Raw genomic sequence first — 24275 nt, forward strand, 5'->3', positions numbered from 1 at the left:
GCTGTAATTAAGGTATAAGACGTAGGGATAGATACTTAATAATAAAATATGAGTGCAATGGCGTAGATAGACGCAAAAGCCAATGATACTTTTTCATTAAACAGCAGCTTAGCCCTAGTATAATGGGTCTAAATTGTGCTTTGGATGGAACATTTCTTAACCATCAGATCAGGTGGCTAAGTTTTGGTTCCCTTACTTAACACTGAATACCGCAAGGACCTTGCTTGTGCTGATACCTCTAGGCTATGTGATCGTATTGCTATCTGTATTTGGTGGCTATGTACTGGCAGGCGGCAGTTTAGGCCCTCTCTACCAACCGCTAGAGTTACTCATCATCGGCGGTGCTGGGGTAGGCGCATTTATCGCTGCCAACAATGGCAAAGCGATCAAAGCAACGTTTAAAATTCTGCCGCGGCTCAAACGGGCGAAAAAATATAACAAAGCGCTTTATATGGAGCTCATGGCGCTGCAGTACAAGCTACTGTCCAAAATTCGCCGCGAGGGCATGCTAGGCATTGAGCGCGATATTGATAACCCGCAAGAGAGCCCTCTGTTTCAAGAGCACCCAACGGTATTAGCTGATCCCCACATCATGAATTTCCTGACGGACTATCTGCGCTTAATGGTCAGTGGCGGGATGGAGCCTATGGAAATCGATGAGTTGATGCTACATGAAATTGAAGTCTTCGAGCAGGAAGCCCATATCCCCATTGATGCCATTGCCAAAGTCGGCGATGCCATGCCTGCCTTCGGCATTGTGGCGGCGGTGATGGGGGTCGTTAAAACACTCACCTATGCCGATGCTACGCCAGCTCAGATGGGCGTAATGATCGGCCAAGCGCTAGTGGGCACCTTCTTGGGTATTTTGCTGGGCTATGGCTTTGTTAGCCCTCTCGCAAGCTACATCGAACGGCAGGCTAAAGAAGCCGAAAAAATGCTGCAGTGTATTCGCATTACATTGCTTGCAAGCTTGCATGGGTACGCGCCGCAGTTGGCCGTTGAGTTTGGCCGCAAAGCACTCTTTACCGCCGAGCGCCCGAGCTTTATAGAGCTTGAAGAGTATGTGAGAGATGCAAAAAAGGCCGGTAGCGCATGAGTAAGGGTGGTGACAAGCGTCCAATCGTTATTCGACGCAAAAAAGTCGTCCATACCCATCACGGTGGTGCTTGGAAAATTGCCCTAGCGGATTTTATGACCGCTCTGATGGCCTTTTTTTTGGTGCTATGGCTTTTGAGCGTTTCCAGCGAAGAGACGCGCAGGGGCGTAGCAGAGTATTTCAGTACCCCACTGATTAGCGCCATTACGGGGGGCGATCGTTCGGGTAGTACCAGTGCGATTCCTGGCGGTGGGCCGGATCCCACTCATAGCGATGGGGAGCGGGCAATGATTGATAGCCTTCAGCGCTCTCGCCCTAGTTCGCAGGATCGACGCTTCTTTATGAATGTGCAAGAGCGTATTGAGCGAGCTATCGAGCGAGATCCCGAGCTACGTCAGTTGCGCTCTCAGATGCGCTTTGACCTCACTCGAGAAGGGCTTCGCATACAGTTATTAGATACGGATCAGCGGCCCATGTTTGAGTTGGGTAGCGACCAAGTCGCGCCTTATATGCGCAGCCTACTGCGTACTATCGCACCACTACTTAACGAGCTACCCAATGAACTAAGTATTGGGGGCCATACCGATAGCGTTCCCTATGCGGGAGGCTATAGCGGCTATAGCAACTGGGAACTCTCCAATGATCGCGCCAACGCGTCGCGTAGAGAGCTTATTGCCGGCGGGTTTGACCCAGATCAATTGCTTCGCGTATCAGGCTTTGCAGACCGTGTCATGTTGCCGGAGACTGAGCCAACAGACCCCATTAATCGGCGCATAGAGCTGGTGGTGCTGCTGCCAGAAATAGCCGAAGCGATCCGTAATCCAGCCATTATGGGCCCGGGAGCTTCACTGCCAGACGATGCGTCTGAAGCGCTAACAGAATTACCACAACAAGACGAGCCTCAGGCGCAAGACCCAGAGTGACCTGAGCCTGTCAGAGCCTTTCATAAAAGCGACGTTAAGGGTGGAGCGGTGAATGGATATAGCGGATTTTTTTGACACCTTTTTTGAAGAGGCAGAAGAGCTGCTGTCGGATATGGAACAGCATTTGTTGGAGCTGGATGTTGATGATCCAGACAGTGAACAGCTCAATGCTATTTTCCGTGCCGCCCACTCGATCAAAGGGGGAGCTGGGACCTTTGGTTTTGTCGTGTTACAGAAAACCACGCATATTTTGGAAAACCTTCTCGATTACGCACGTAAAGGTGAGCTAACGCTGCGCGCCGACCTCGTGGATACCTTTTTAGAGGCTAAAGACATCATGCATGAGCAACTCGATGCCTACCGTAGCGAAGAGGAGCCAAACCAAGAGGCATTTGAGCGCATTTGCCAAACGCTACAACAGATTGCCCTGGATGAAATTGGGCAACAGTTAGATGGACCCGCTATTCCAGCGGCTGAGCCCAAGGCTTCACCTGTTACCAGCGAAAACAGCGCAGAAGCAAGCAGTAGCGAAGAGCAAGGCGCAAACGGACTTCTGTTAGTGGCACTGCTGAATGTTGTCGATAAAGACCGCATTTTGCTGGTTGAAGAGTTAGAGCAGCTTGGCGAAGTGCAGTCCCAATCCGGCGACGCAAAGCGCTACGAAGTCATCCTTAAAAGTAGCGACAGTGCAGACGATATTGAAGCGGTCATGTGCTTTATTATCGAGCCAGATCAGATTGAGATTACGGCTGTCGAGGGCGTTGCTGCTGAGTCATCAAACGCCGCGCCAGCAACCTCTGAGCCAGAAGCTTCGGCTCCTGTGCCGCAAGCGCCTGCGGAAAAAACAGCCTCAAAGGCGAGCCCGACAAAAGCAGCGACCAAAGAGAAACCTAAAAAAGCCGCCGCCGAGTCATCTTCAATCCGCGTCTCTGTGGATAAAGTCGATCAAATTATCAACTTGGTGGGTGAGCTGATCATCACCCAGTCGATGCTTGATCAAACGGTTAGTGATTTAGAAGATCAGTCAGTGGGTAATAGCTCATTGCAAAATGGCATGAGCCTGCTTCAACGCAATGCGCGTGACCTCCAAGAGGCGGTCATGTCGATTCGTATGATCCCCATGGAGTTTGTCTTCAGTCGCTTTCCACGCGTAGTGCGCGACACCGCCGGGAAGCTAGGTAAAGAGATTGAGCTGGTTACCGAAGGCAAGTCGACCGAATTGGATAAGAGCCTGGTGGAGCGGATCACCGATCCATTAACCCACCTGGTGCGCAATAGCCTTGATCATGGCGTTGAAATGCCTGATGTACGTGAAGCGATTGGCAAACCGCGTGTAGGTAAATTAACGCTATCGGCGCGCCATCAAGGCGGTAATATTTTGATTGAAGTGCGCGATGACGGTGCCGGTATGGATCGTGACCGTCTGCTTGCTAAAGCCCGTGAAAATGGCATTAACGTCTCTGACTCCATGTCTGACGAAGAGGTTTTTCAGCTTATCTTCGCCCCTGGTTTTTCTACCGCCAAAGAGGTCACCGACGTTTCCGGCCGTGGTGTGGGTATGGATGTCGTTAAGCGCAACATTCAAAGCATGGGCGGTCGCGTCGAAATTCAGTCGAAGCTAGGTGAGGGGACCAATACGCGCATCGTATTGCCGCTGACGTTGGCGATTCTGGACGGTATGTCGATTAAAGTCGGCGGTGAAACGTTCATACTGCCGCTGTCAACCGTGCTTGAGTCGCTTCAGCCCTCTAAAGACGATATGTACGCCATGGCTGGCGACGATGTGGTCATCAAAGTGCGCGATGAGTACCTGCCCGTTATCGCTATTCACGAAGTGCTGGATGTTGAGAACGCCATTACCGATCCCACCAAAAGCATTGCCGTTATTGTGCAGGGCGAAGGCCGTCGTTACGCCATGCTGGTGGATGAATTGATTGGGCAGCAGCAGGTCGTGGTTAAGAATTTGGAAGACAATTACCGCAAAGTGCCGGGGATCTCGGCCGCTACCATTTTAGGCGATGGCAGTGTTGCGTTAATTCTGGATATTACCGGTTTACATCGCTTAAGCCGGTACAAAAAAGAAGCAGGCAAAAAAGTAGTGAACAATCAAAACTTTTCATTTTTCAAGGAGGCTGAGCCGTTATGAGTCAAGCCAACAGTGGGGCGGTATTAGCCGCAGAAGCCGAAAACCGCGAATTTCTCGTGTTTTCATTGGGTGATGAAGAGTACGCCATTGATATTTTGAAAGTGCAGGAAATCCGTGGGTACGAAAACGTGACTCGGATCGCCAATGCGCCTGATTTTATCAAAGGGGTCACCAATCTGCGCGGCGTGATTGTGCCGATTGTCGACCTACGTATTAAATTTCATCTTGAAAACGTCGAGTACGGCGGCCAGACGGTGGTCATCGTCGTCAATGTCGCAGACCGCGTGGTCGGCATCGTGGTCGATGGCGTTTCGGACGTAATGACGCTGACGCCCGATCAGATCAAGCCCGCACCGGAATTTGGCGTTACGCTCTCGTCTGATTTCCTGAGTGGCTTAGGTAGCCTAGATGATCGCATGTTGGTATTGGTCGATATCGACAAGCTGCTGACCAGCGAAGAGATGGCGCTAGTCGACAGCACCAGCAGTCACTAAACCTAAACAACAAGGCATAAGGGACATGCCGGTTACGTTCTACCTAATGATGCACTCTCGCGCTATGGAAAGCACCGAGAGCGCAGGTTGTGCGTGGAGAAAAGGGCGTGACACAGCAAATGCGGCAATTAATGAATAATATGACGGTGCGTTTAAGTTGGGGCTTAGTGCTTGCGACCCTATCAGTACTCGTCTTAGTTGCCAGTGGTATCGGCCTTTATGCATTGCACCATGGCGCGGCAATCGTGCAAGCATCGAACGATGTGCAGACCCAGCAAGCCGCCTTCAGTGCATTTGCTACCACGATACGTTGGACGTTAATTGGCATCGTAGCGATGACGGTGACTACAGTCATCGTGGTGATCTGGGGAGTAACCGCTAACGTGTTGCGCCCGTTAGATCGCTTGGTGGGTCATTTTGAGCGCATGGCACAGGGTGATTTAAGCCAACGTATTACCTCGCCGGGTAATAATGAAATAGGGCGCCTCTACAGTGCGATGGCGCACATGCAGGGCTCTATCTCCCAAACGGTAGGCACCGTGCGCACTAGTGGCACATCGATTTATGAGCGCTCCCAGCAAATTGCCAGTGGTAATAACGACCTCTCTTCACGCACAGAGCAGCAGGCATCTTCGTTAGTAGAAACCGCCTCAAGCATGGAACAGTTAGCTTCTACGGTAGGCCACAATGCAGAGAATGCTCGTCAAGCCAGCCAGCTGGCCGGTAGCGCGACGTTAACTGCACGACGTAGCGGTGAAGAGGTCGGGCAAATCGTTGATACCATGCAAGAGATCAGCGCTAGCTCACACCAAGTGTCGGATATCATAACGGTTATCGATAATATTGCGTTTCAGACCAATATTTTGGCGCTGAATGCCTCAGTAGAGGCTGCCCGTGCTGGCGAACATGGTAGGGGGTTCGCGGTGGTCGCACAGGAAGTGCGTAGCCTGGCCAGCCGCAGTGCCGCTGCTTCAAAAGAGATCCGAACGCTGATTGAAGCTTCGCTCAATAAAGTCGATACCGGCACTCAGCGCGTCAATCAAGCCGGGCAAACGATGCAAGACCTGGTGGCGGCTGTTCAGCGCGTTAGTGACATTATGGATGATATTGCCGCCGCTTCTGCACAGCAAAGCAGCGGTATTAGCCAAGTGAATCAAGCCGTTGCACAAATGGATCAGGTGGTGCAGCAAAATGCCCAACTGGTTCAGCAGGCGGCGCGAAGTGCCAATGAGCTGGAAAGTGAAGCGGCTCGTTTACGTGAAGCAGTGGAGCGCTTCCGTGTCACTGAAACAACAAACCATCACTCTTCTTCTGCCATGCCTACGCCGGCCCTGGCTGTAGTAGCACACTCGCCCCTAGCGAGTCACAAACAATCAGCAGAACACAGCGAAGAGTGGGCATCGTTTTAATGTGTCTGGTAGGGCAGGCACGCTCTTAATAAATAATAAAACACTAAAAAGGTAGATCATGCGGAATAACCAGCCAGTCTCTCAGCGTGAAGTCGAGCTAAAAGAAGATGATTTCTTAGTCTCACGTACCGATGCTAAAGGGCGTATTACCTATGCGAACCCCGCGTTTATCGATATTAGTGGTTTTGACCACGCAGAGCTGATAGGTGCGCCACATAACCTGGTACGTCACCCCGATATGCCACCAGCAGCCTTTGAAAACCTCTGGCAAACCGTGCAAACGGGAGAAACGTGGCGTGGACTGGTTAAAAATCGCTGTAAAAATGGTGACCACTACTGGGTGGATGCCAGCGTGACACCGATTATCGAAGATGAACAAGTGGTGGGTTATACCTCGGTACGTGTTCAAGCCGCACGGGAGGCTATTGAGCAAGCGGAACGGGCTTACGCTGACCTACGTGAAGGACGCAATAAACGGCTCTATTTGGATAAAGGTCGTTTACGTCAGAAAGGTCTGTTCAGCCGTCTGGCTCGAGTGCGACTCGATACTATTCGGGCAAGATTGGCAGGCATGATTGTGGTGGCAGGGGGGCTACTGCTTATGAGTGGCGGCTTGGGGCTTTATGGCTTAAATGCCTCCGGCGAGCGTTTGGCGCAGCTAAATAATGATGGTTTGCGCGATGTCATTCGCTTGCAGCAAATCGATCAAACCATCGCCCAAACCCGGCAAGCGATGATTGAGCCGGAACGTATGGATCTCATCAATCAGCGTTTTGAAATGGGCGAAAGTATTGAAGAGAGCACTGCAGAAGTCGCCGCCGTATGGCAGGAATACTACTCTCGAGACGTCAATAAAACCGAACTCGCCGGTGAGTTTGATCAGCAGTTACAGGCATTTTTAGACAATGGTATGGGCCAAGCTGCCAGTGTTTTGCAAGCGGAAGAAACCTATCAAGCCTTTACCGGATTAGATGCAGTCATCAACGTGATGAACAGCGATGGTCGCGACTTGTCAGGAATGGTTAATCAACTGATTGCCCAGAAACAACAAGCAGCGGAATCCATGGCCGTTGACGCCCAGCAAGGGCAAGCCACCATGCTCGGTGCGCAAACCATCGTGCTTGGCGTTGGTTTATTGTTGCTCATTTTGATTGGTGTATTGACGCTGCGTTCGATTACTCGTCCCTTAAAAAGTGCAGCGCGTTTTACGCTGCAAATTGCAGGCGGAAATTTGGCGACAAAAGTACCACCGCCGAGGCGTGACGAAGTGGGCCAGTTAATGGACTCGCTCAACACCATGCGCAAGAGCCTCAGCAGCATCATCGCCGACGTCAAAGGGGGTATTGATGTTGTCACTCCTGCTGCCCGGGACATTGCCATTGGTAATGAAGAGCTATCGGCGCGCACTGAGCAGCAAGCGGCCTCTCTGCAGCAGACGGCTTCCAGCATGGAAGAAATGACCTCTACTGTGCGGCAAAACAGCGAAAATGCTCAAGAAGCCCGCCGCTTAGCCGATAACAATGCTATCCAGGTAACAAATACTGGCGAGCTAATGGCACAGCTGGTCGACAATATGCAGCGGATTACCCAAAGCTCCCAGCAGATGGCCGATATCATCAACGTGATCGACTCAATAGCATTTCAGACCAATATTCTGGCGCTGAATGCGTCGGTAGAGGCGGCACGTGCTGGCGAGCATGGGCGTGGTTTTGCGGTGGTTGCCGAAGAGGTGCGTAATCTGGCGGGCCGCAGTGCAGGTGCTGCTCAAGAAATTCGTGGCTTGATTGATGGCTCTAATCGCGAGGTTAGCGCCGGTTCCAGTTTGGTAACCAAAGCTGAAGAGGCGATCGGCGAAGTGGCAGAAGCTGCACGTAGCGTGACTCAAATTATGCATGAGATTTCGGCCGCTTCTGAAGAGCAGAGTAATGGGATTACGCAGGTCAACCAGGCGGTGGCAGAAATGGATCAAGCGACACAGCGTAATGCCTTGCGTGTTCAAGAGACGGCCCGCGCGGCTGTTTCCTTAGAGAAACAGGCGGGACTATTAGCGCTATCAGTGGAAGCATTTCGCTTAAATAGCAACGGCGCTTTACGTCCGCCTACGTTAACAGCAACCAACCCTGTCGCGCAGATGCCCAGCGCACTAGCCGCTCAGCCGCCTAGTGCAACGTCGCCTAATTCGCCCGTTAAACGGCAAGCAGCCTCAGTAGAGGAGTGGGAAGCGTTTTGACCGAACAACGTGAAGGGGTTGTAGATGCTGGTCAGTGGGCATCCAATAATCAGATCGAGCGAGATCTGATACTCACTGATGCGGATTTTAAGCGTATTCGTGAGCTGATTTATCAGCGTGCCGGGATTGTGCTGGCAGAACATAAGCGTGAAATGGTCTATAGCCGCCTAGCCAAGCGGCTGCGCCACCACGGTCTGACACGCTTTACCGATTATCTGCAGCGCCTGGAGCGCCAGCCTGAGGCTAAGGAGTGGGAGGCGTTCACCAACGCCCTGACGACCAATCTCACGGCTTTTTTTCGTGAAGCGCACCATTTCCCACTGCTCGCTGAGCATATAAAAAATAAGCAAGACCCGGTCACAATCTGGTGTTCGGCAGCCTCCACTGGGGAGGAGCCTTACTCACTAGCCATGACACTTTTAGAAACATTAGGCGCTAAAGCGTCACAAGCCAAAGTGATTGCCACCGATATCGATACAGATGCGTTGGCTAGAGCCCGCGCAGGCGTCTACCCGCTAGAACAGGTGCGCAAGCTTGATGAAGCGCGGGTAAAGCGTTTTTTCCAGAAAGGTACCGGTAACCATGCAGGCTTTGCGCGGATCCGGCCTGAAGTGTCGGCCCTCGTCGAGTTTCAGCCACTTAACCTGCTGGCGCCGCAATGGCCAATTAAGGGGCTTTTTGATGCGGTGTTCTGCCGGAATATCATGATTTATTTTGATAAAGATACTCAATCAAAAATACTCAAGCGATTTGCGCCACTGATGAAGCCGGATGGGTTGCTGTTTGCCGGCCACTCAGAAAACTTCTCGTATATCAGCGACGCTTTCAAACTACGCGGCCAGACCGTCTATACCCTGGCAAAAAAATGAACAATTGTCGTGTCTTTATGATCGCTTCAGGCGCTGTGGCTCCAGCGGTTGCAATCACACATCAGGCGTCTACAGCAAGAGGAGGCGTGCTTTGAGCGCAGCCAAGATCAAAGTACTGTGTGTCGATGATTCGGCGCTAATTCGCGATTTATTAACGGAAATTATTAATTCCCAGTCTGATATGGAAGTCGTTGCGGTAGCGCCTGACCCTATTGCCGCCAGGGATTTGATCAAGCAGCACAATCCTGATGTGTTGACCCTAGACGTCGAAATGCCACGCATGGATGGCCTGGATTTTCTCGAACGCTTAATGCGTCTGCGGCCCATGCCGGTGCTCATGGTGTCGTCGCTAACCCAAAGCGGTTCGGAAATTACCCTGCGCGCGCTTGAGCTTGGTGCGCTTGATTTTGTTGCTAAGCCAAGCCTGGGTATTCGCAATGGCATGATGGAGTACGCCGACGAGATCGCCGAAAAAATACGTGCTGCGGCGCGCTCTCGGCCTCGCCAGGCGCGGCATAAAAATACCCCGCCGCCTGTCGCCTTAAAGGCCCCGTTAGTCACCAGCGAGAAGCTGATTATTATTGGTGCATCAACCGGTGGCACCGAAGCGATTCGATCAGTGCTTGAGCCCCTACCGGCTAACGCCCCCGCCATTTTGATTACTCAGCATATGCCTGGCGGCTTTACCCGCTCATTTGCCGAGCGCTTAGATCGGCTATGCCGAATTACCGTTAAAGAGGCGACTGATGGCGAGCGGATTCTACCAGGGCACGCTTATATCGCCCCCGGTGATCAGCATCTCAAATTAGCGCGGAGTGGCGCTAACTATGTGGCGCGCTTAGACAGTGGCCCACCGGTAAACCGCCACCGACCGTCGGTAGATGTGTTATTTCACTCCGCGGCGCAGCACGCAGGTAAAAATTCCATTGGAGTGATTTTGACCGGCATGGGTAAAGACGGCGCAGCAGGCTTACTTGAGATGCGACAAGCGGGAGCGCCGACCATTGCCCAGAATGAGCAAACGTGTGTGGTCTTCGGCATGCCCCGTGAGGCCATTGCGGTGGGTGGTGCGGTGGAAGTGGTGGCGTTAGACGACATTCCCACGCGCATGATGGCGCTAATCGCAGCCTCAGGCCGCGCGCAGCGCGTTTAGGGCGGATCATTATACTTAGCTTAAAGCTAGTCTAAGCATTGTGAAAAAGTGGCATAAAAATTAATAAGCTCGCAAGGGAACTCCCAATGAATCGTTTACTACGCAATTTGAGTATCCACGCCGCTGTGGTCACGGCACTCGTCTGCTTTACCACCCTAATATTATTAATTGCGGGCATGGCGGTTGTGGCCGACCGCAATTCACAAAGTAATCTGTCGACGCTCAGTAGTATTAGCGATGCGCAGTTAAATGAGATTAACCGTGCCGACTCGCTGTTAAACCAAGCGATGCTGGAGATGGAAACCGCTTCTAACTATTTGATGGTCGGCCAGACCCAGCAATCCAATGCACAAGTCGCCATCGCTGGTGATCGCATTGCGCGGGCAGAGGAGCGTTTTGAACGCTTTGCTGCAACTTCTCTATCGCCACAAGGAAAAGCGTTAGGGGACGCTTTAACTGCAGATTTTCGGTCTGTACTCGGGCTAGTTAAGCAGCAACACGAAACTTTCGAATATATGGATGTGACCAGCTACAACAACCTACGTGACGAGCTGGTTGAGCCATTAAGCAATTTGGCAACGAGTATGACGGCGTTTGTTGAGTACGGTTTCCAGCGGGTAGATGCTATTCGCACCGATGCAGCGGCTCAGGGCAATCTGTTTACTATGATTAATGCGGGGGTAGTTATCTTTGCCTTGCTGATGACCTTAGTGACCTACTTAGGTTTGCGCCGTACGGTGATTGCACCACTAAGAGGCGCCATTCAGCGCCTGGATGCGATTGCAGAGGCTGATCTGACCGATCCATTGCCAGAAGCGGGTAAAAATGAAATTGGCCGCCTGTTTGGTGCTATGGGCACCATGCAGCAGAACCTCACCAATATCGTTAGCCGGGTGCGTGAAGGCAGTAATGAGATTCACCACGGTACCCGTGAGATTGCCAGCGGCAACGCCGATCTCTCATCGCGCACTGAACAGCAGGCCGCATCGATTCAAGAAACTGCCGCCAGCATGGAAGAGATGACCGCGACGGTAAAACAGAATGCCGATAACGCCCGCCAAGCCAGTACGTTGGCAGCTGACGCTTCAACCACTGCTGAACGTGGCGGCCAAGTCGTCGCGCAAGTGGTTCAGACCATGCACGGCATCTCTACCAGCTCGAAAAAAGTCGCCGATATCACCAGCGTTATAGATTCGATTGCCTTTCAAACCAATATCTTGGCCCTCAATGCGTCGGTAGAAGCGGCGCGTGCCGGCGAGCAAGGCCGCGGCTTTGCGGTCGTGGCGGGGGAAGTGCGCAATTTGGCCAGCCGCAGTGCCGATGCTGCCAAAGAGATTAAAACCCTGATTGATGCCTCGGTAACGCAGATCCAACAAGGCTCCACCCTGGTCGAGCAGGCAGGTACCACGATGTCTGATGTCGTCACCGCGGTACGCCGGGTCACCGATATCATGGATGAAATTTCTGCCGCTTCCCAAGAGCAGAGCGACGGCATTGAACAGGTCAGCCAAGCCGTTGGCCAGATGGATCAAGTCACTCAACAAAACGCTGCGCTGGTGCAAGAAGCGTCTGCTGCTGCGGCTTCGTTGGAAGAGCAGGCCAATCGCTTAGAGCAGGCCGTTGCAGTCTTCAAACTGTTGGGTATGCAGGCGGCGGCGCATCAATCGCTACCGTCAGCGACTTCGACCTCTCAGACAATGCCTGCCGCCAGAGCCGACCAGCCAGCCCGTCGGCCTGCCGCGCAGCGCAGTGACCACGAAGAGTGGGAAGAATTTTAAGGAAGCGTTTTAACCCCTGACTGTACTTACCAGTCACCCCATGTGCCATGTATTGACGAGAGGATGACCGATGGCAGATAAGAATATGAGTTTCCTGGTTGTAGATGACTTTCCTACCATGCGTCGGATCGTGCGTAGCCTGCTTAAGGAACTGGGCTTCACCAATGTGGATGAAGCAGAAGATGGTCAAGACGCGCTCAATAAGCTGCGTGCAGGCAACTTTGAATTCGTCGTTTCCGATTGGAATATGCCGAATTTGGATGGTTTAGAGATGCTTAAGGAGATCCGCCAGGATGAGGCCTTGAAGGGACTTCCTGTGTTGATGGTGACCGCTGAAGCAAAAAAAGAAAATATCATTGCGGCCGCTCAGGCGGGCGCTAACGGCTATGTCGTCAAGCCGTTCACTGCCGCTACCCTTGAAGAGAAGCTCAATAAAATCTTCGACAAAATGGGTAAATAAAGCGGCTAGGCCTGCGTGCCTGGTTAACGAGGAGACCACATAATGAGTCAGAATGAGCAGCCCGGTTCTGCCCAGCTGTCTGAAGACGCCGCTGAAGACCTAATTCACCGCATTGGCAAATTAACGCGCATGCTGCGCGAAAATATGCGTGAGCTGGGGCTGGATAAAGAGATTGAGAAAGCGGCAGAAGCCATTCCGGATGCGCGTGACCGCTTGCACTATGTCGCTACCATGACAGAACAGGCAGCAGACCGCTCGCTCAATGCCATTGATCGTGCGCAGCCGCTCCAGGATCAGTTGTCGGACCGTGCCAGCGCCTTGGATAAACGCTGGGCCGAGTGGTTTGAAGCCCCCAAAGAGCTGGATGAGGCCAAAGCGTTGGTCATTGAGACACGGACTTATCTTAGTGACGTGCCCGATATGGCCTCAGCGACCAACAAAGAGTTGATGGAAATTATGATGGCCCAGGACTTCCAAGACCTGACCGGCCAGGTGATTAAGAAGATGATGGACGTGATCCAAGAGATCGAACATCAGCTGGTACAGGTGCTGATCGAAAACGCGCCGGGCGCCCATGCACGAGAAACGATGCAGCGCAAGGTCGAGGATCAGTGGAAAAGCGACAATGCACGGCGTAACGAAGAGCTTTTGAATGGGCCGCAAGTAAGGGACAATGCACCTGATATCGTCACTGGGCAGGATCAAGTCGACGACTTATTGGACGAGCTAGGCTTTTAGAGCACGTGGTTAAACGCCCTGCGGGCAAATAAGAGCGCCATTTAGCCGTCCCTATGGGCGGCTGAATACGTGATAACCTTTGTTTCACCTGGTCGGATGACTTATGGCAGATAACGATAGCGACCAGGAAAAGACCGAAGAAGCCACGCCCAGACGTAAGGAAAAAGCGCGTGAAGAGGGGCAGGTACCTCGCTCCCTCGAGCTAACCACGTTTATGCTCTTATTGGGCGGCGTCATTGGCCTATCGAGCATGGGTAGTATGCTTTATAACCAGTTAGGCATGGTGATGGAGCAGGCGTTCCTATTTGAACGTCGCCAGGCAATGGAAAGCACGCCCATGCTGGTCAACGCGCTTGATCTTGGTCAGCGCACGCTATTGGCCATGATGCCGCTGTTCTTACTATTAACCATCATCGCGTTAATAGCGCCCGGGCTGCTGGGCGGCTGGTTGATATCAGGGAAGTCGATGCAGCCTAAGCTTTCCAAGCTCGATCCGATTAAGGGTGTAAAGCGGATCTTCTCCTCTCAGGCACTGGTGGAATTGGCGAAAGCTATCGCCAAATCGGTGTTGGTAGGCGGTGTTGTCTCGGTGTTTTTGTATTACAACATCGGCAAGTTTATGGCGCTGATGGACCAGCCTATCCAGCAGGCGCTCACCAACGCGCTGCGTATGGCGGCTCAAGCGGCTGGCCTGATGGTGCTGGTGCTTATCGTGGTTATTTTGATCGACGTGCCCTTTCAGCTTTGGAGCAACGCCAAAAAGCTGCGCATGAGCCAAGAAGAAATCAAGCGCGAGCATAAAGAGTCTGAAGGTGACCCACTCTTGAAAGCGCGTATTCGCCAGCAGCAACAGGCCATGGCGCGGGGCCGAATGATGAGTAAAGTGCCCCAGGCCGACGTCATCATTACCAACCCGACCCACTATGCAGTAGCGCTGATGTATCAGGAAGGCAGCATGGGTGCCCCGCGTTTGGTAGCAAAAGGTGCCGATGCGGTGGCCTTGCGTATTCGCGAAATTGGTGAGGAAGCAGGCGTTGCCCGTTTAGAAGCAGCGCCATTAGCGCGCGCACTGTACCATCACGTGGATCTCGATGCGGAGGTTCCCGCCGAACTGTATACTGCGGTCGCTGAAGTAATGGCCTGGGCCTACCGGCTTAAACAAGTCGCACAACAAGGAGGTGACGTGCCCCCAACACCCGATAACCTACCGGTTCCCCCAGAGCTGGAAAACCCCGGGCGTGGCACCGGCGGTAACGAGGCGCAATCATGAAAGGCTTAAACCAGCTAATTGGTCGGCGCGACTGGATGGGTAACGTGCGCATGAAGCTGCTGGTCGGGCCGATGCTCATCCTGATGATTTTGGGCATGATGATTGTGCCCTTGCCTCCCTTTGCGCTCGATTTACTCTTCACCTTCAATATTGCCTTGGCCATTATGGTGTTGATGGTCAGCATGTTTACGCAGAAGCCGCTTGATTTTGCGGCGTTTCCTGCTGTGTTGCTATTCACCACACTGTTGCGTCTTTCGCTTAACGTCGCCTCCACTCGGGTAGTGTTAATGGAGGGCCACCAAGGCGGTGCGTCCGCGGGTAAGGTAATTGAAGCGTTTGGGGCGTTCTTGGTCGGCGGTAACTTCGCGGTGGGCCTGGTGGTCTTCCTGATTCTGGTCATTATCAACTTCATGGTCATTACCAAAGGTGCTGGCCGTATTGCTGAAGTGGGTGCGCGCTTTACGCTGGATGCGATGCCCGGCAAGCAAATGGCCATCGATGCCGACCTTAACGCCGGTTTAATCGGCGAAGAAGACGCCAAAAAGCGCCGTGCAGAAGTCGCCCAAGAGGCTGATTTCTTTGGCTCGATGGACGGTGCGAGCAAGTTTGTCCGTGGTGACGCCATTGCTGGTTTGGTAATTATGGTGGTCAATATCATCGGCGGGCTGATGATTGGTATGTTGCAGCATGACATGAGCTTTGGCGCGGCTGGCCAAACCTATATGTTGCTGGCGATCGGCGATGGTCTGGTGGCGCAAATTCCCGCCCTGGTGATCTCGACCGCAGCGGGTGTCACGGTATCGCGGGTGAGCACCGACACGAACGAGGATATTGGCCAGCAAATGCTGAGCCAGCTGTTCGTTAACCCCCAGGTACTGATCTTAGCCGCCGTGGTCATGGGCTTGCTAGGCATGGTGCCCGGCATGCCCAATTTTGTCTTTCTCTTCTTCACCGCGCTGCTGGGTGGTTTAGCGTGGCTGTTGTCGCGCCAAAAAGAGAAGGCCTTGGTTAAAGAGGAAATTGACGCAGCCCCCGTGCCTGTACAAGAGACCCCGGAAGCAAGCTGGGAAGATGTGCAGCTGGTCGATACTCTTGGCCTGGAAGTGGGCCATCGCTTAATACCGCTGGTGGACTCGCGCCAAAAAGGTGAGCTGCTTGGGCGCATTAAAAGTGTGCGCAAAAAGTTTGCTCAAGAAGTGGGCTTTTTGCCGCCGGTCGTGCATATCCGCGATAATTTAGAGCTGCCGCCCAACGCCTATGTGCTTTCGATGAAAGGCGCTGAAATCGGCCGCGCCGAAGCGCAGCCGGGTAAATGGCTGGCGATTAACCCAGGCCAGGTCTCAGGCGAATTGCAGGGCACTCATACCCAAGACCCAGCCTTTGGTTTGCCCGCTGTGTGGATTGAAAGCGGCCAGCGTGAGCACGCTCAGGTATATGGCTACACCGTGGTTGATGCCAGCACCGTGATTGCGACCCACTTGAACCACCTGCTGCACCGCCACTCACCTGAAATGTTAGGCCGCCAAGAAGTGCAGAAGCTGCTGGATAAAATGGGCGATGATCAAAAAGCCCTGGTCGAAGAAGTCATTCCAAAAGCGATTTCGTTGACGGTATTGCAGCGTATTTTACAAAACCTGCTCGATGAAGACGTGTCCATCCGTGATATGCGCACCATTTTGGATACCCTGGCGGAGTACGCCACCCAGCAAAAAGACCCCAACGAGCTGACCGCGCTAGTCCGTGTGTCCTTGGGGCGTGCCATTGTTCAGCAGTGGTTTGCCGGCCAAGAGACGCTCAATGTGATGGGGCTGGATGCTCAGTTGGAACAAGTGCTGGTACAGGCGATGAATGGCAACGGTGCCATGGAACCTGGCCTGGCCGAGACACTGATGACCCAGGCGCAGCAGGCGCTAGAGCGTCACGAAAGCTCAGGCGAGCCGCCGGTGCTGGTCGTGCAGCATTCGTTGCGGGCAGTGCTTTCGCGCTTTTTACGCCGTCGCCTACGGCATATGTCGGTGTTGTCGCAAGCCGAGATTCCCGATGACCGTACATTAAGGGTCACCACCCTAGTCGGCGGGCGTTCGTAGCCACCTGCCGTGATAGGCTAGCGTTGACCATTTTCAGCATAGGCAAAGGGTAAGTCATGAGCGTTAGACGTTTCGTGGGAGCCAACAGTCGTGATGTGATGCGCCAAGTGCGCGAAGCGCTCGGTGAAGATGCCCTGATTGTGGCTAATCGGCGCACCGAAGGGGGCGTTGAGATTCTGGCCATGGCGGATGAAGCTATTGACCATTTTGAGCCTTCGCCAGAGTCACTTCCTCCAGAGCCGTCGTCTTCAGGGGCATCGTCCCCAGGGCTATCGTCTCCAGAACCATCGCCAGCGCCGCCAATGCAAGACTCCATGCAGGCAATGAGCGAGCGGTTATTGCGTGAGATGCAGGATATGCGTGAGCTGCTGGCAAGCAGCGCACCCGCAAAAGCGGCTGCCTACCAGCCGCCGCTAGCAACGGGAACGGCCGCCCGCCTGCGCCAACTGCTATGGAACGTTGGTTTTAGCAGCGAGCTTGCCGATGAGCTACTGACAGGGCTTCCCGAACCGCTTGCCGCGTTAAATGCCGACAGCGAAGCGCCCCTGCAGTGGCTGCGACAGCAGCTGATCGAACGCCTTTGTGTGTTGAGCGATGAAGCCAGCTTTTTCGACCAAACCGGTATCGTTGCGTTGGTGGGCCCCACGGGGGTAGGCAAAACCACCACCACGGCTAAATTGGCCGCGCGTTTTGTGATGCGCCACGGTACCCGCCCCGTTGCCTTGGTGACTACCGATAGCTTTCGTATTGGTGCCCACGAGCAGCTACGCATCTATGCGCGTTTGCTGGACACGCCCATGTACGCGCTGGATGCCGAGCAACCCATCGACGATTTACTGGGCCGCTTGCAGGGCAAGCAGTGGGTGATTATCGACACCGTAGGCATGAGCCAGCGTGACCAGCGGGTGATTGAGCAGATTGCCCACCTGCAAGGGGGACGCTCGCGAGTGCGCCTGGTGCTACTGCTCAATGCCGCCAGCCAGCCGGAAACCCTCGAAGAGGTCGTGCTGCGTTATCGTCAGGCTGCCCGTGCGGCGGGGGCAGAGTTAGACGATTGTATTATTACTAAACAGGATGAAGCGGGGCGCCTCGCGCCGGTGCTCGACATTGTGATGCGCCACGGGATGCGTGTGCTGTTTGGTTCAAATGGTCAGCAGGTGCCTGAAGATATGGCCATTGCTTCCCCTGAAGCACTCGTGGATCAAGCGCTAAGTACGGCAACGCCGCAGCGCGAACAGGTACAAAGCGCTGACGTCCCCATGGGGATGCCGCGCTGGTCGCGGGATGTACTCGGGCAAGGGCGCCGCTTGTCGTCGCTACTGGCGCGGCTGCGCCAACGCGTGACGGGATTTACGGAATTAGAAGCGATCTGGGATTTAGCGTCACTCCCAAGCCGACTGCAGGAAGAGCGTTTGGACGCATTGCTCGCCCACTATCCCGCCGTGAATACGACGTTGGGTATGGCGTGGTCAGCTCGGCGGAATGAGCGCGGCTGCGACTGGGCAATGCCCGATATTGGCCTGGACACAGAGGGCGCTTGGCTGGCGCTACCCTGGTTACAGCATCGCCATGCTGCTGGGTGGCAGCCGCGCTTAGCCGCGCTGACGGAATCAAGCGGCGTCGCGGTGCATTTATTGCCGCGCTTACCCGAGCCTGATGCGTTGGCGTGGTTGGAAGCCGAGCATTTGACCTGGGTCAGCCAAGTATCCCCTAGTCATCGGGTACGCTTTCACCACGAGCGCCAGTCCATTCGTCAGCTGTTTAATGACAGCGTGCTGACGCACCAAGTGGGCGTTCGTTTTCGTGGTCAATCCGTGCAGCTGTGGACCGCCTACGCCGAAGTAGAGGATGCGACGGGTTATGCCCTGCTTGCTTGGTACGGTGAAGTGCGTGATCCGGAAAGCGCCAAAGTGGTAGCGCGCCGCTACTGGCTTACCCCTGCTCGGCTGGGAGCCGAGGTGCTCTCGCTACTGTTAACACAACTTCAAAGCGATGGCTTAGCGGCATTAACACGCCGCGCTTGGCAGCAGTTAAAAGAGGCCGACAGCGGCGATGTTAATGCCGAAGTGCGCCTACTCATGGCCAGCGGCTTGGCATCCGTTGCCGGGCATCTTGATGTTGCCGATGATGAAGAGGCGCAAACGCTGCGCGGCGACCTGCTCAATTTATTAGGCACGAGCCGTCGGCGTCGCGATACTGGCATGCTTGATGCGCTGGTTTACGCGTTTATGGCCCGCGATGCGATTCGCCAAATGGGCAGTGTCAGCCGAGAGGGTGTGACGTGAGCGATCAAGATCAAGCTTCAGGGCTGCGTAAGTGGGCGAATCTGCAGCGCCAGCAGCAGGCGGAAGGGGCGGTTGATGTCGCGGCGGCCGAGCATGTGCCAGAACCAGAACAGAGCCCATCGTTATTAACGCCTACGGCTGCAGCAGTAGAAGCAGAAGCGCCTGAGGCGATAGCGCCACCCAGACCCAAAATTCCGCTTATAGTGGTTGGGCTGCCCGGTAGCGGTGCCTCTCAGGTAAACAAAGTCAAAGCACGTCTGGGGCAGTGGTCCACGTTAGGTCGAAGCTGGGCCGGTGACCCTGAAGACTGGGATGTGCATATCGTGGCGGCAGATACTGCTGACCTTGCTCAGTTACGCGCTCAGTACAGCCGTTGGGCACTATGGATCAATAGCGATGCCGATGCCTTTGCTGCCATGTACAGCACCTTGCGCCAGCTACAGGAACACGGTGGGCCGCGTCGTTTGCTAGCGCTTCATGAACCGCATTTGCCGCGCCAGGGATTGCTCGACAACTTGCGTGGTGCCGCCGAATACTACTTAAATATGGAACTACTGGTACTTGCACGATGAGCATACTCCGCCAAGGTGACTAAGCATGCTAAGCTTGCAATTAAGAAGGGCGCTGCCGCTGGTGGCGCTACTGCTAACAGGGTGGTTACTGGCAGGATTAACGGCGAGTGCCCAGGCCGCTACCGGCAGTTGGAGCACCCAGGTTCCTGGGCTGATGGTGGCGATGAGTGATCGGGCAAGCGCTAGCCAAAACGTTTCTCCGCCCGCTGCGGCGAATCTTCGGACAAAGCAGCTTGAGCGTATTCAGTGGCAGTTCAGCCATCCTCCCGGTGCGCTGTTAAACGCTTGGTTGTGCCATCCTGAGCAGTGCGTTGCGTTAACCGGCATGCGCGGGTCCACTACCGCATTGGCAGGACGGACGGCAGGTGTGCCATTGCATTTTCGTTTCGCCTTACGCCCAGGCCAACGGCCGGTTCGAGTGCAGGGGCTGCAAATGATTGTGAACTATCAGTGAAGGCTGTATAGCCGCGAGGCGAAAGGATGTACACAGCACAAGGTAGGATCAAACAGAGTGAGCTGTTGACGCAATATATGCCACTGGTACGACGTCAGGCCTTGACGCTTCAGGTCCGCTTACCAGCCAGCATTGAGCTCGATGACCTTATTCAAGCAGGGATGGTAGGGCTGCTGGAAGCGCTCGGTCGCTTTGATGCTACCCAAGGTGCGACCTTTGCGACCTTTGCCAGCCAACGAATTCGCGGTGCGATGATGGATGAATTGCGCACCCGCGATTGGCTGCCCCGCAGTGTGCGTCGTTCAGCGCGCGCAGTAGACAATGCCGTTCGCCAGTTAGAACAACAGCTGGGGCGAGCACCGGAAGAGAACGAAATCGCCCACCATCTTGAAATGCCGTTGAGTGAATACCAGCAGCTCCTCAATGACACCAACAGTGGCCAATTGCTGCCGTTTGAAGAGCTGGTGGCCGATGGCGGCGAGCCGGTCAGTAATGAACTGAGCAACTCACCGTTCGAGCAGTTGCTTGATGGCCAGCAGCGGCAAACGCTGATTGATGCGATTGACGCACTGCCAGAGCGTGAAAAACTGCTCATGGCACTGTATTACCAGGAAGAACTCAACCTCAAGGAAGTAGGGGCTGTGTTGGGCGTAACGGAATCACGCGTTTCTCAACTACACAGTCAGGCCGTCAGCCGTTTACGTGCGCGTTTACACGACTCGGCATAACACCTCTTTTTTACTCACTTGTGACCGGCAAGGAGCCGTGGATGAATCCTTCGACGCTGATAGGTATATTTGCCAGCATATTGCTGCTGGTCAGTGTACTGTTTTTGACCGCAGAGTCCCCTTCAAGCTTTATCAATTTGCCGGGCCTGGCCATTGTGGTGACTGGTACGTTGGCGGCTACCTTTATCAGCTATCCGCTGAGAGAAGTGCTCCGTGTGGTGCGGTTGGTGGGCCTAGTATTCCGGCGCGAAAACACCTATATGCGTGACGATATCCGGGAACTGGTCGATATGTCACGACTGTGGTTTAAAGGCGATGTGCGGGCGGTTGAGCGCGAGCTAGAGCATACCCGCAATCCGTTTTTACGCACCGGCATTCAACTGGTGATCGCCAACACCAAAGAGGACGAAATTTTTGACATGCTGCGCTGGCGCATTGCCCGCCTGAAAGCGCGTGAACAGGCTGAAGCACAAATATTTCGCACCATGGCCACCTATGCACCCGCGTTTGGCATGATCGGCACCCTGGTGGGGCTGGTGAACATGCTGGAAGTCATGGATGCTGGCGACCTGCAGGTCATTGGCCCACGCATGGCGGTGGCACTGCTGACCACCTTCTACGGCATTTTACTCGCCAATTTGGTGTTTAAGCCGATTGCAGTGAAGCTAGAGCGCCGGACCGAAGAGCGCTTGATTACCATGAACATGGTTTTGGAAGGCATCTCACTGATCACTAAGCGCCGTCTGCCCTCGTTCATTGAAGAGACCCTTAACTCGTTTGTGGCCAATTACCACGATGAAATTCGTGATAACAGCGTCAAACCAAGACCAGACTCCTCGGTTAGTTCGGCGGCGAAGGGATAGTTATCATGTTAGACCGTGATACCCGTCACGCCCTGGAAATACCGGTCTCGCCTGGGGAGGGCGAAGAGGGATGGCTAACCAGCTATCTTGATGTGCTGACGCTGCTCATCACGCTATTTGTCCTCTTGCTTTCACTGACGCCACCGGGGGGTGGTGAAGCGGCGGATACGGCTTTTATGCGCTCGGCTAGCGCTGTATCATCGCTGCCGCTAGCGTCACTTGCCACAGGTATACAGCCCCGCCACCAAGGGCTGCAGCCGCAGTTTTCCGGGCTCAATATTCCTGGAGTGAGCGTGTCGCAAGGGCGTGAAGGGGTCACACTGCGTATTGATAACAGCCTATTATTTTCCAGTGGCCAAGCAGTGTTGACGCCTCAAGGGCGCGGCGTGGTTGAAAGCCTTATCGATGTATTAGCCAGTTTTGACGGGCAGATTTCGGTGGAAGGTCATACCGATAGCGTACCCATTTCGACAGCGCGCTTTCCCTCTAATTGGGAGCTTTCATCCGCGCGGGCTATTGCCGTCGTGCGTCATTTAGAGCGCCAAGGGTTCAATATTTCTCATATGCGGGCCGTCGGCTATGCTGACACCCAACCCATGGAAACGAACGCAACCGCGGATGGCCGAGCGGCCAACCGGCGCGTAGAGCTGTTGTTGAGGCAGCAGGTCGAAGGGTGAATAGATTCTTGAGGCCACGCCTGTGTCCATGTACCGCCCGCTATTACAGTCGTTTGGTGCCCTGCTGGTTTTAGATGCCGATTGTCGGCGTATCCAAGCTACCAGCACAAATTTAACCCGCTTAACCGGCATTGAGTGCCCTGAAAACGGGGAGTTAAGTCTTGCCTGCGTGTTGGGCAAACGCCTTAGCCAGCGGGTACGCCGTGAGCTTCAGGGGCAGCAACGCTTGCCTGGGCCATTGGCGTTTATTCGCCCTAAGCACAGTAGCGTACGTTTTCAACTGCATGCTTACCGAGAGGATGAGCAAGTTATTGTTGAAATTGAGCCTCTCAATCCCCTCGGCAAGCGGCGTCTACTGGGGACGGTGAACGAACGGTTGATGCACTTGGCTGAAGCGACTCATCAAGAGGAGCTACTCGACTCCTTGGTACATGCTATACAACAGCTCACCGGCTATGATCGTGTCAGCGTGTGCCATTTCGATAGTGATTGGCATGGCTTAATGGTTGCCGAAGCGCAGGGAGAGCATTTGCCTCCGCTACTGGGCCAGCGCTTTCCCGCTAGTGACTTTCCTAGCACGTTGCGACTGAGCTATGAAAATCACCCTGTGCGGTTGATTGAAGACGTTAATGCTCCGCCTGAAACGCTGATGCCCGCTTGTTCCGCCACACGCTTAAGCGGCAGTTTTTTACGTGCCCCGGCTCCAGAAAGGCAGCGCTACCTAAAGCGCATGGGGGTGCGTGGTTCGCTGAGTTTAGCCATGCAAGGAGATACTGGCCTGTGGGGCTTGGTGTTTTGCCACTCGGCAAGCCCGCATTCAGTTGAGCCATCGGTACGCGATGCCGTACGCACCTTAGTGCAAATGGCCACGCAGCGCATGCTGTTACTGCGGGCGCGTCAAGAAGCGCGCTACTTACAGCGCGTACAGGATAGCTTGATATTGAGTGCACGAGCGCCCAGTGAGCCGCAGAGCCCCCAGCAGCTACTCCATGAGCAGGCGGCTACCTGGATGAAGCTGTTTCGCGCCCATGGCATCGTTCTCTGGGTGAATGGGGGCGCTTATCAAGCGGGCGTGACGCCTGCCCCGGAAGCTATAAGTCAGTTTGTGTTACGCCTCGAAAGAGCCCACGTACATAGCGGACCTTGGTGCACACGTGAGCTGGCCAAAGAGCCGTTAACCTGCTCGTTAGCGATGCCAGAACAGTGCGGTGCCTTAGCCGTGCCGCTGCTCATGAACTCGACTCAGCGCGCTTGGTTGCTCTTTTTTCGTCCTGAGCAGGTGGAAACATTGTATTGGGCGATGCAACCTGCCACTGAGCAACAACCAGCGGCGATAGCGGTCCCGTCGGTTGCTTGGCATGAAGAAGTGGTGGGCAAGAGCGAAGCGTGGCAATGGGTAGAGCGGTTAGCCGCGGTAGATTTGGGAGAAGATCTAACGCTGGCCATTTCAGCCTATGAAATCAGTTCCCTGAATATGCACTTAGAGCGTGAGCGCAAAGCCCTGGCGGAAGCTAATCAACGGCTTGAGCAATTAGCGCATTTTGATCCCTTAACCAAAGTGTGGAACCGTTATCGCATTGAAGAGGCGATCAATGCCGAGCTGGTGGCTGCCAAGCGCTATGCGGCCGCCTTTGCCCTGTTACTGTTTGATGTGGACAATTTCAAGCAGATCAATGACACCCACGGCCATAGCGTAGGTGATGATGTGCTGGTGGCTTTGGCGAGCTTGGTAGAAAGCTCGCTGCGTGGCTGCGACCACTTGGGGCGCTGGGGAGGCGAAGAGTTTATTGTGCTGGCGACCCACTCGGACATTAATGCCGCCCTTGGCTTGGCCGAGCGGCTGCGCTCGCTAGTGGCTGAGCTGCATATAGAGGGGCTTGAGCAAACGGTGACGGTAAGTATTGGTGTGGCCGTTTGGCAGCCGGGCGACAGCTGTAAAACCATTATCTCTCGGGCAGACGATGCTATGTACCGCGCTAAACATGGCGGACGTAACCGCGTTGAAATGGCGCCTGAGCCTGTGATGCCGATCTAATCATTCAC

General features: G+C 54.3%; 20 protein-coding genes. All 20 read left to right on the top strand.

The genetic code is table 11. The features are described from left to right. Window positions 1-226 precede the first annotated feature (226 nt). Entirely contained in the window at window positions 227-1096 is an 870-nt protein-coding gene (motA, locus tag ACWI0H_RS00580) for a flagellar motor stator protein MotA (RefSeq protein ID WP_101145825.1), read from the top strand. After that, the gene (motB, locus tag ACWI0H_RS00585) at window positions 1093-2019 is read left to right on the top strand and encodes a flagellar motor protein MotB (protein ID WP_101145824.1); all 927 of its coding nucleotides are present in this window, start codon (window positions 1093-1095) and stop codon (window positions 2017-2019) included. The genes motA and motB overlap by 4 nt, the downstream gene beginning before the upstream one ends. A gap of 52 nt (window positions 2020-2071) precedes the next feature. Then, the gene (cheA, locus tag ACWI0H_RS00590; protein ID WP_485874553.1) at window positions 2072-4165 is read left to right on the top strand and encodes a chemotaxis protein CheA; all 2094 of its coding nucleotides are present in this window, start codon (window positions 2072-2074) and stop codon (window positions 4163-4165) included. After that, window positions 4162-4659 carry a chemotaxis protein CheW gene (gene cheW / locus ACWI0H_RS00595; protein WP_101145822.1) on the top strand — a complete coding sequence of 166 codons (498 nt, stop codon included), beginning with the start codon at window positions 4162-4164 and terminating at the stop codon, window positions 4657-4659. The genes cheA and cheW overlap by 4 nt, the downstream gene beginning before the upstream one ends. Before the next feature lie 131 nt (window positions 4660-4790). Further along, window positions 4791-6068: a methyl-accepting chemotaxis protein gene (locus ACWI0H_RS00600; protein ID WP_485874554.1), complete on the top strand. Its 1278-nt coding sequence runs from the start codon at window positions 4791-4793 to the stop codon at window positions 6066-6068. Window positions 6069-6126: 58 nt separating this feature from the next. Then, window positions 6127-8298, top strand: a complete 2172-nt coding sequence (locus ACWI0H_RS00605) for a methyl-accepting chemotaxis protein (RefSeq protein ID WP_485874555.1) — start codon at window positions 6127-6129, stop codon at window positions 8296-8298. After that, window positions 8295-9167, top strand: coding sequence for a CheR family methyltransferase (locus tag ACWI0H_RS00610; protein ID WP_485874556.1), 873 nt, complete (start codon window positions 8295-8297; stop codon window positions 9165-9167). Before ACWI0H_RS00605 ends, ACWI0H_RS00610 begins: the two co-directional genes overlap by 4 nt. Before the next feature lie 91 nt (window positions 9168-9258). After that, window positions 9259-10320: a protein-glutamate methylesterase/protein-glutamine glutaminase gene (locus tag ACWI0H_RS00615; protein WP_101145819.1), complete on the top strand. Its 1062-nt coding sequence runs from the start codon at window positions 9259-9261 to the stop codon at window positions 10318-10320. An 86-nt stretch (window positions 10321-10406) separates the two neighbouring features. After that, the gene (locus tag ACWI0H_RS00620; RefSeq protein WP_101145818.1) at window positions 10407-12098 is read left to right on the top strand and encodes a methyl-accepting chemotaxis protein; all 1692 of its coding nucleotides are present in this window, start codon (window positions 10407-10409) and stop codon (window positions 12096-12098) included. A gap of 70 nt (window positions 12099-12168) precedes the next feature. Beyond that, complete coding sequence (gene cheY, locus ACWI0H_RS00625) at window positions 12169-12558, top strand: chemotaxis response regulator CheY (protein WP_009097747.1); 390 nt, start codon at window positions 12169-12171, stop codon at window positions 12556-12558. A 42-nt stretch (window positions 12559-12600) separates the two neighbouring features. Beyond that, the gene (gene cheZ / locus ACWI0H_RS00630) at window positions 12601-13296 is read left to right on the top strand and encodes a protein phosphatase CheZ (RefSeq protein ID WP_101145817.1); all 696 of its coding nucleotides are present in this window, start codon (window positions 12601-12603) and stop codon (window positions 13294-13296) included. 103 nt (window positions 13297-13399) lie between these two features. After that, window positions 13400-14566 (top strand): flagellar biosynthesis protein FlhB, encoded by a 1167-nt coding sequence (gene flhB, locus ACWI0H_RS00635; protein WP_101145816.1) that lies wholly within the window; start codon window positions 13400-13402, stop codon window positions 14564-14566. Then, on the top strand, window positions 14563-16653 hold the full coding sequence (flhA, locus tag ACWI0H_RS00640; RefSeq protein ID WP_290670186.1) for a flagellar biosynthesis protein FlhA: 2091 nt from the start codon (window positions 14563-14565) through the stop codon (window positions 16651-16653). Before flhB ends, flhA begins: the two co-directional genes overlap by 4 nt. Window positions 16654-16709: 56 nt before the next feature. Next, the gene (flhF, locus tag ACWI0H_RS00645; RefSeq protein WP_485874557.1) at window positions 16710-18938 is read left to right on the top strand and encodes a flagellar biosynthesis GTPase FlhF; all 2229 of its coding nucleotides are present in this window, start codon (window positions 16710-16712) and stop codon (window positions 18936-18938) included. Then, window positions 18935-19510 carry a hypothetical protein gene (locus ACWI0H_RS00650; protein ID WP_101145813.1) on the top strand — a complete coding sequence of 192 codons (576 nt, stop codon included), beginning with the start codon at window positions 18935-18937 and terminating at the stop codon, window positions 19508-19510. The genes flhF and ACWI0H_RS00650 overlap by 4 nt, the downstream gene beginning before the upstream one ends. A gap of 25 nt (window positions 19511-19535) precedes the next feature. Then, window positions 19536-19964, top strand: coding sequence for a flagellar protein FlhE (locus ACWI0H_RS00655; protein ID WP_101145812.1), 429 nt, complete (start codon window positions 19536-19538; stop codon window positions 19962-19964). 26 nt (window positions 19965-19990) lie between these two features. Then, window positions 19991-20692, top strand: coding sequence for an RNA polymerase sigma factor FliA (locus ACWI0H_RS00660; protein WP_101145811.1), 702 nt, complete (start codon window positions 19991-19993; stop codon window positions 20690-20692). Between the two features lie 41 nt (window positions 20693-20733). Beyond that, window positions 20734-21555 carry a motility protein A gene (locus ACWI0H_RS00665; RefSeq protein ID WP_101145810.1) on the top strand — a complete coding sequence of 274 codons (822 nt, stop codon included), beginning with the start codon at window positions 20734-20736 and terminating at the stop codon, window positions 21553-21555. A gap of 5 nt (window positions 21556-21560) precedes the next feature. Beyond that, a complete protein-coding gene (locus ACWI0H_RS00670) occupies window positions 21561-22232 on the top strand; it encodes an OmpA/MotB family protein (protein ID WP_101145809.1) in 672 nt (223 codons plus the stop codon). A 28-nt stretch (window positions 22233-22260) separates the two neighbouring features. Further along, entirely contained in the window at window positions 22261-24267 is a 2007-nt protein-coding gene (locus ACWI0H_RS00675) for a sensor domain-containing diguanylate cyclase (protein WP_485876139.1), read from the top strand. Window positions 24268-24275: the final 8 nt, after the last annotated feature.

The sequence above is a fragment of the Halomonas sp. NYA30 genome, from assembly GCF_976980765.1.

Excerpts from the sequence above, each read along its gene's own strand:
- ACWI0H_RS00660 (WP_101145811.1), top strand. The coding sequence starts at position 19,991 with ATGTACACAGCACAAGGTAGGATCAAACAGAGTGAGCTGTTGACGCAA.
- ACWI0H_RS00605 (WP_485874555.1), top strand. The coding sequence starts at position 6,127 with ATGCGGAATAACCAGCCAGTCTCTCAGCGTGAAGTCGAGCTAAAAGAA.
- ACWI0H_RS00620 (WP_101145818.1), top strand. The coding sequence starts at position 10,407 with ATGAATCGTTTACTACGCAATTTGAGTATCCACGCCGCTGTGGTCACG.
- flhB (WP_101145816.1), top strand. The coding sequence starts at position 13,400 with ATGGCAGATAACGATAGCGACCAGGAAAAGACCGAAGAAGCCACGCCC.
- cheY (WP_009097747.1), top strand. The coding sequence starts at position 12,169 with ATGGCAGATAAGAATATGAGTTTCCTGGTTGTAGATGACTTTCCTACC.
- cheW (WP_101145822.1), top strand. The coding sequence starts at position 4,162 with ATGAGTCAAGCCAACAGTGGGGCGGTATTAGCCGCAGAAGCCGAAAAC.
- ACWI0H_RS00655 (WP_101145812.1), top strand. The coding sequence starts at position 19,536 with ATGCTAAGCTTGCAATTAAGAAGGGCGCTGCCGCTGGTGGCGCTACTG.
- ACWI0H_RS00665 (WP_101145810.1), top strand. The coding sequence starts at position 20,734 with ATGAATCCTTCGACGCTGATAGGTATATTTGCCAGCATATTGCTGCTG.
- ACWI0H_RS00670 (WP_101145809.1), top strand. The coding sequence starts at position 21,561 with ATGTTAGACCGTGATACCCGTCACGCCCTGGAAATACCGGTCTCGCCT.
- ACWI0H_RS00600 (WP_485874554.1), top strand. The coding sequence starts at position 4,791 with ATGAATAATATGACGGTGCGTTTAAGTTGGGGCTTAGTGCTTGCGACC.
- flhF (WP_485874557.1), top strand. The coding sequence starts at position 16,710 with ATGAGCGTTAGACGTTTCGTGGGAGCCAACAGTCGTGATGTGATGCGC.
- flhA (WP_290670186.1), top strand. The coding sequence starts at position 14,563 with ATGAAAGGCTTAAACCAGCTAATTGGTCGGCGCGACTGGATGGGTAAC.
- motB (WP_101145824.1), top strand. The coding sequence starts at position 1,093 with ATGAGTAAGGGTGGTGACAAGCGTCCAATCGTTATTCGACGCAAAAAA.
- cheZ (WP_101145817.1), top strand. The coding sequence starts at position 12,601 with ATGAGTCAGAATGAGCAGCCCGGTTCTGCCCAGCTGTCTGAAGACGCC.
- cheA (WP_485874553.1), top strand. The coding sequence starts at position 2,072 with ATGGATATAGCGGATTTTTTTGACACCTTTTTTGAAGAGGCAGAAGAG.
- ACWI0H_RS00675 (WP_485876139.1), top strand. The coding sequence starts at position 22,261 with ATGTACCGCCCGCTATTACAGTCGTTTGGTGCCCTGCTGGTTTTAGAT.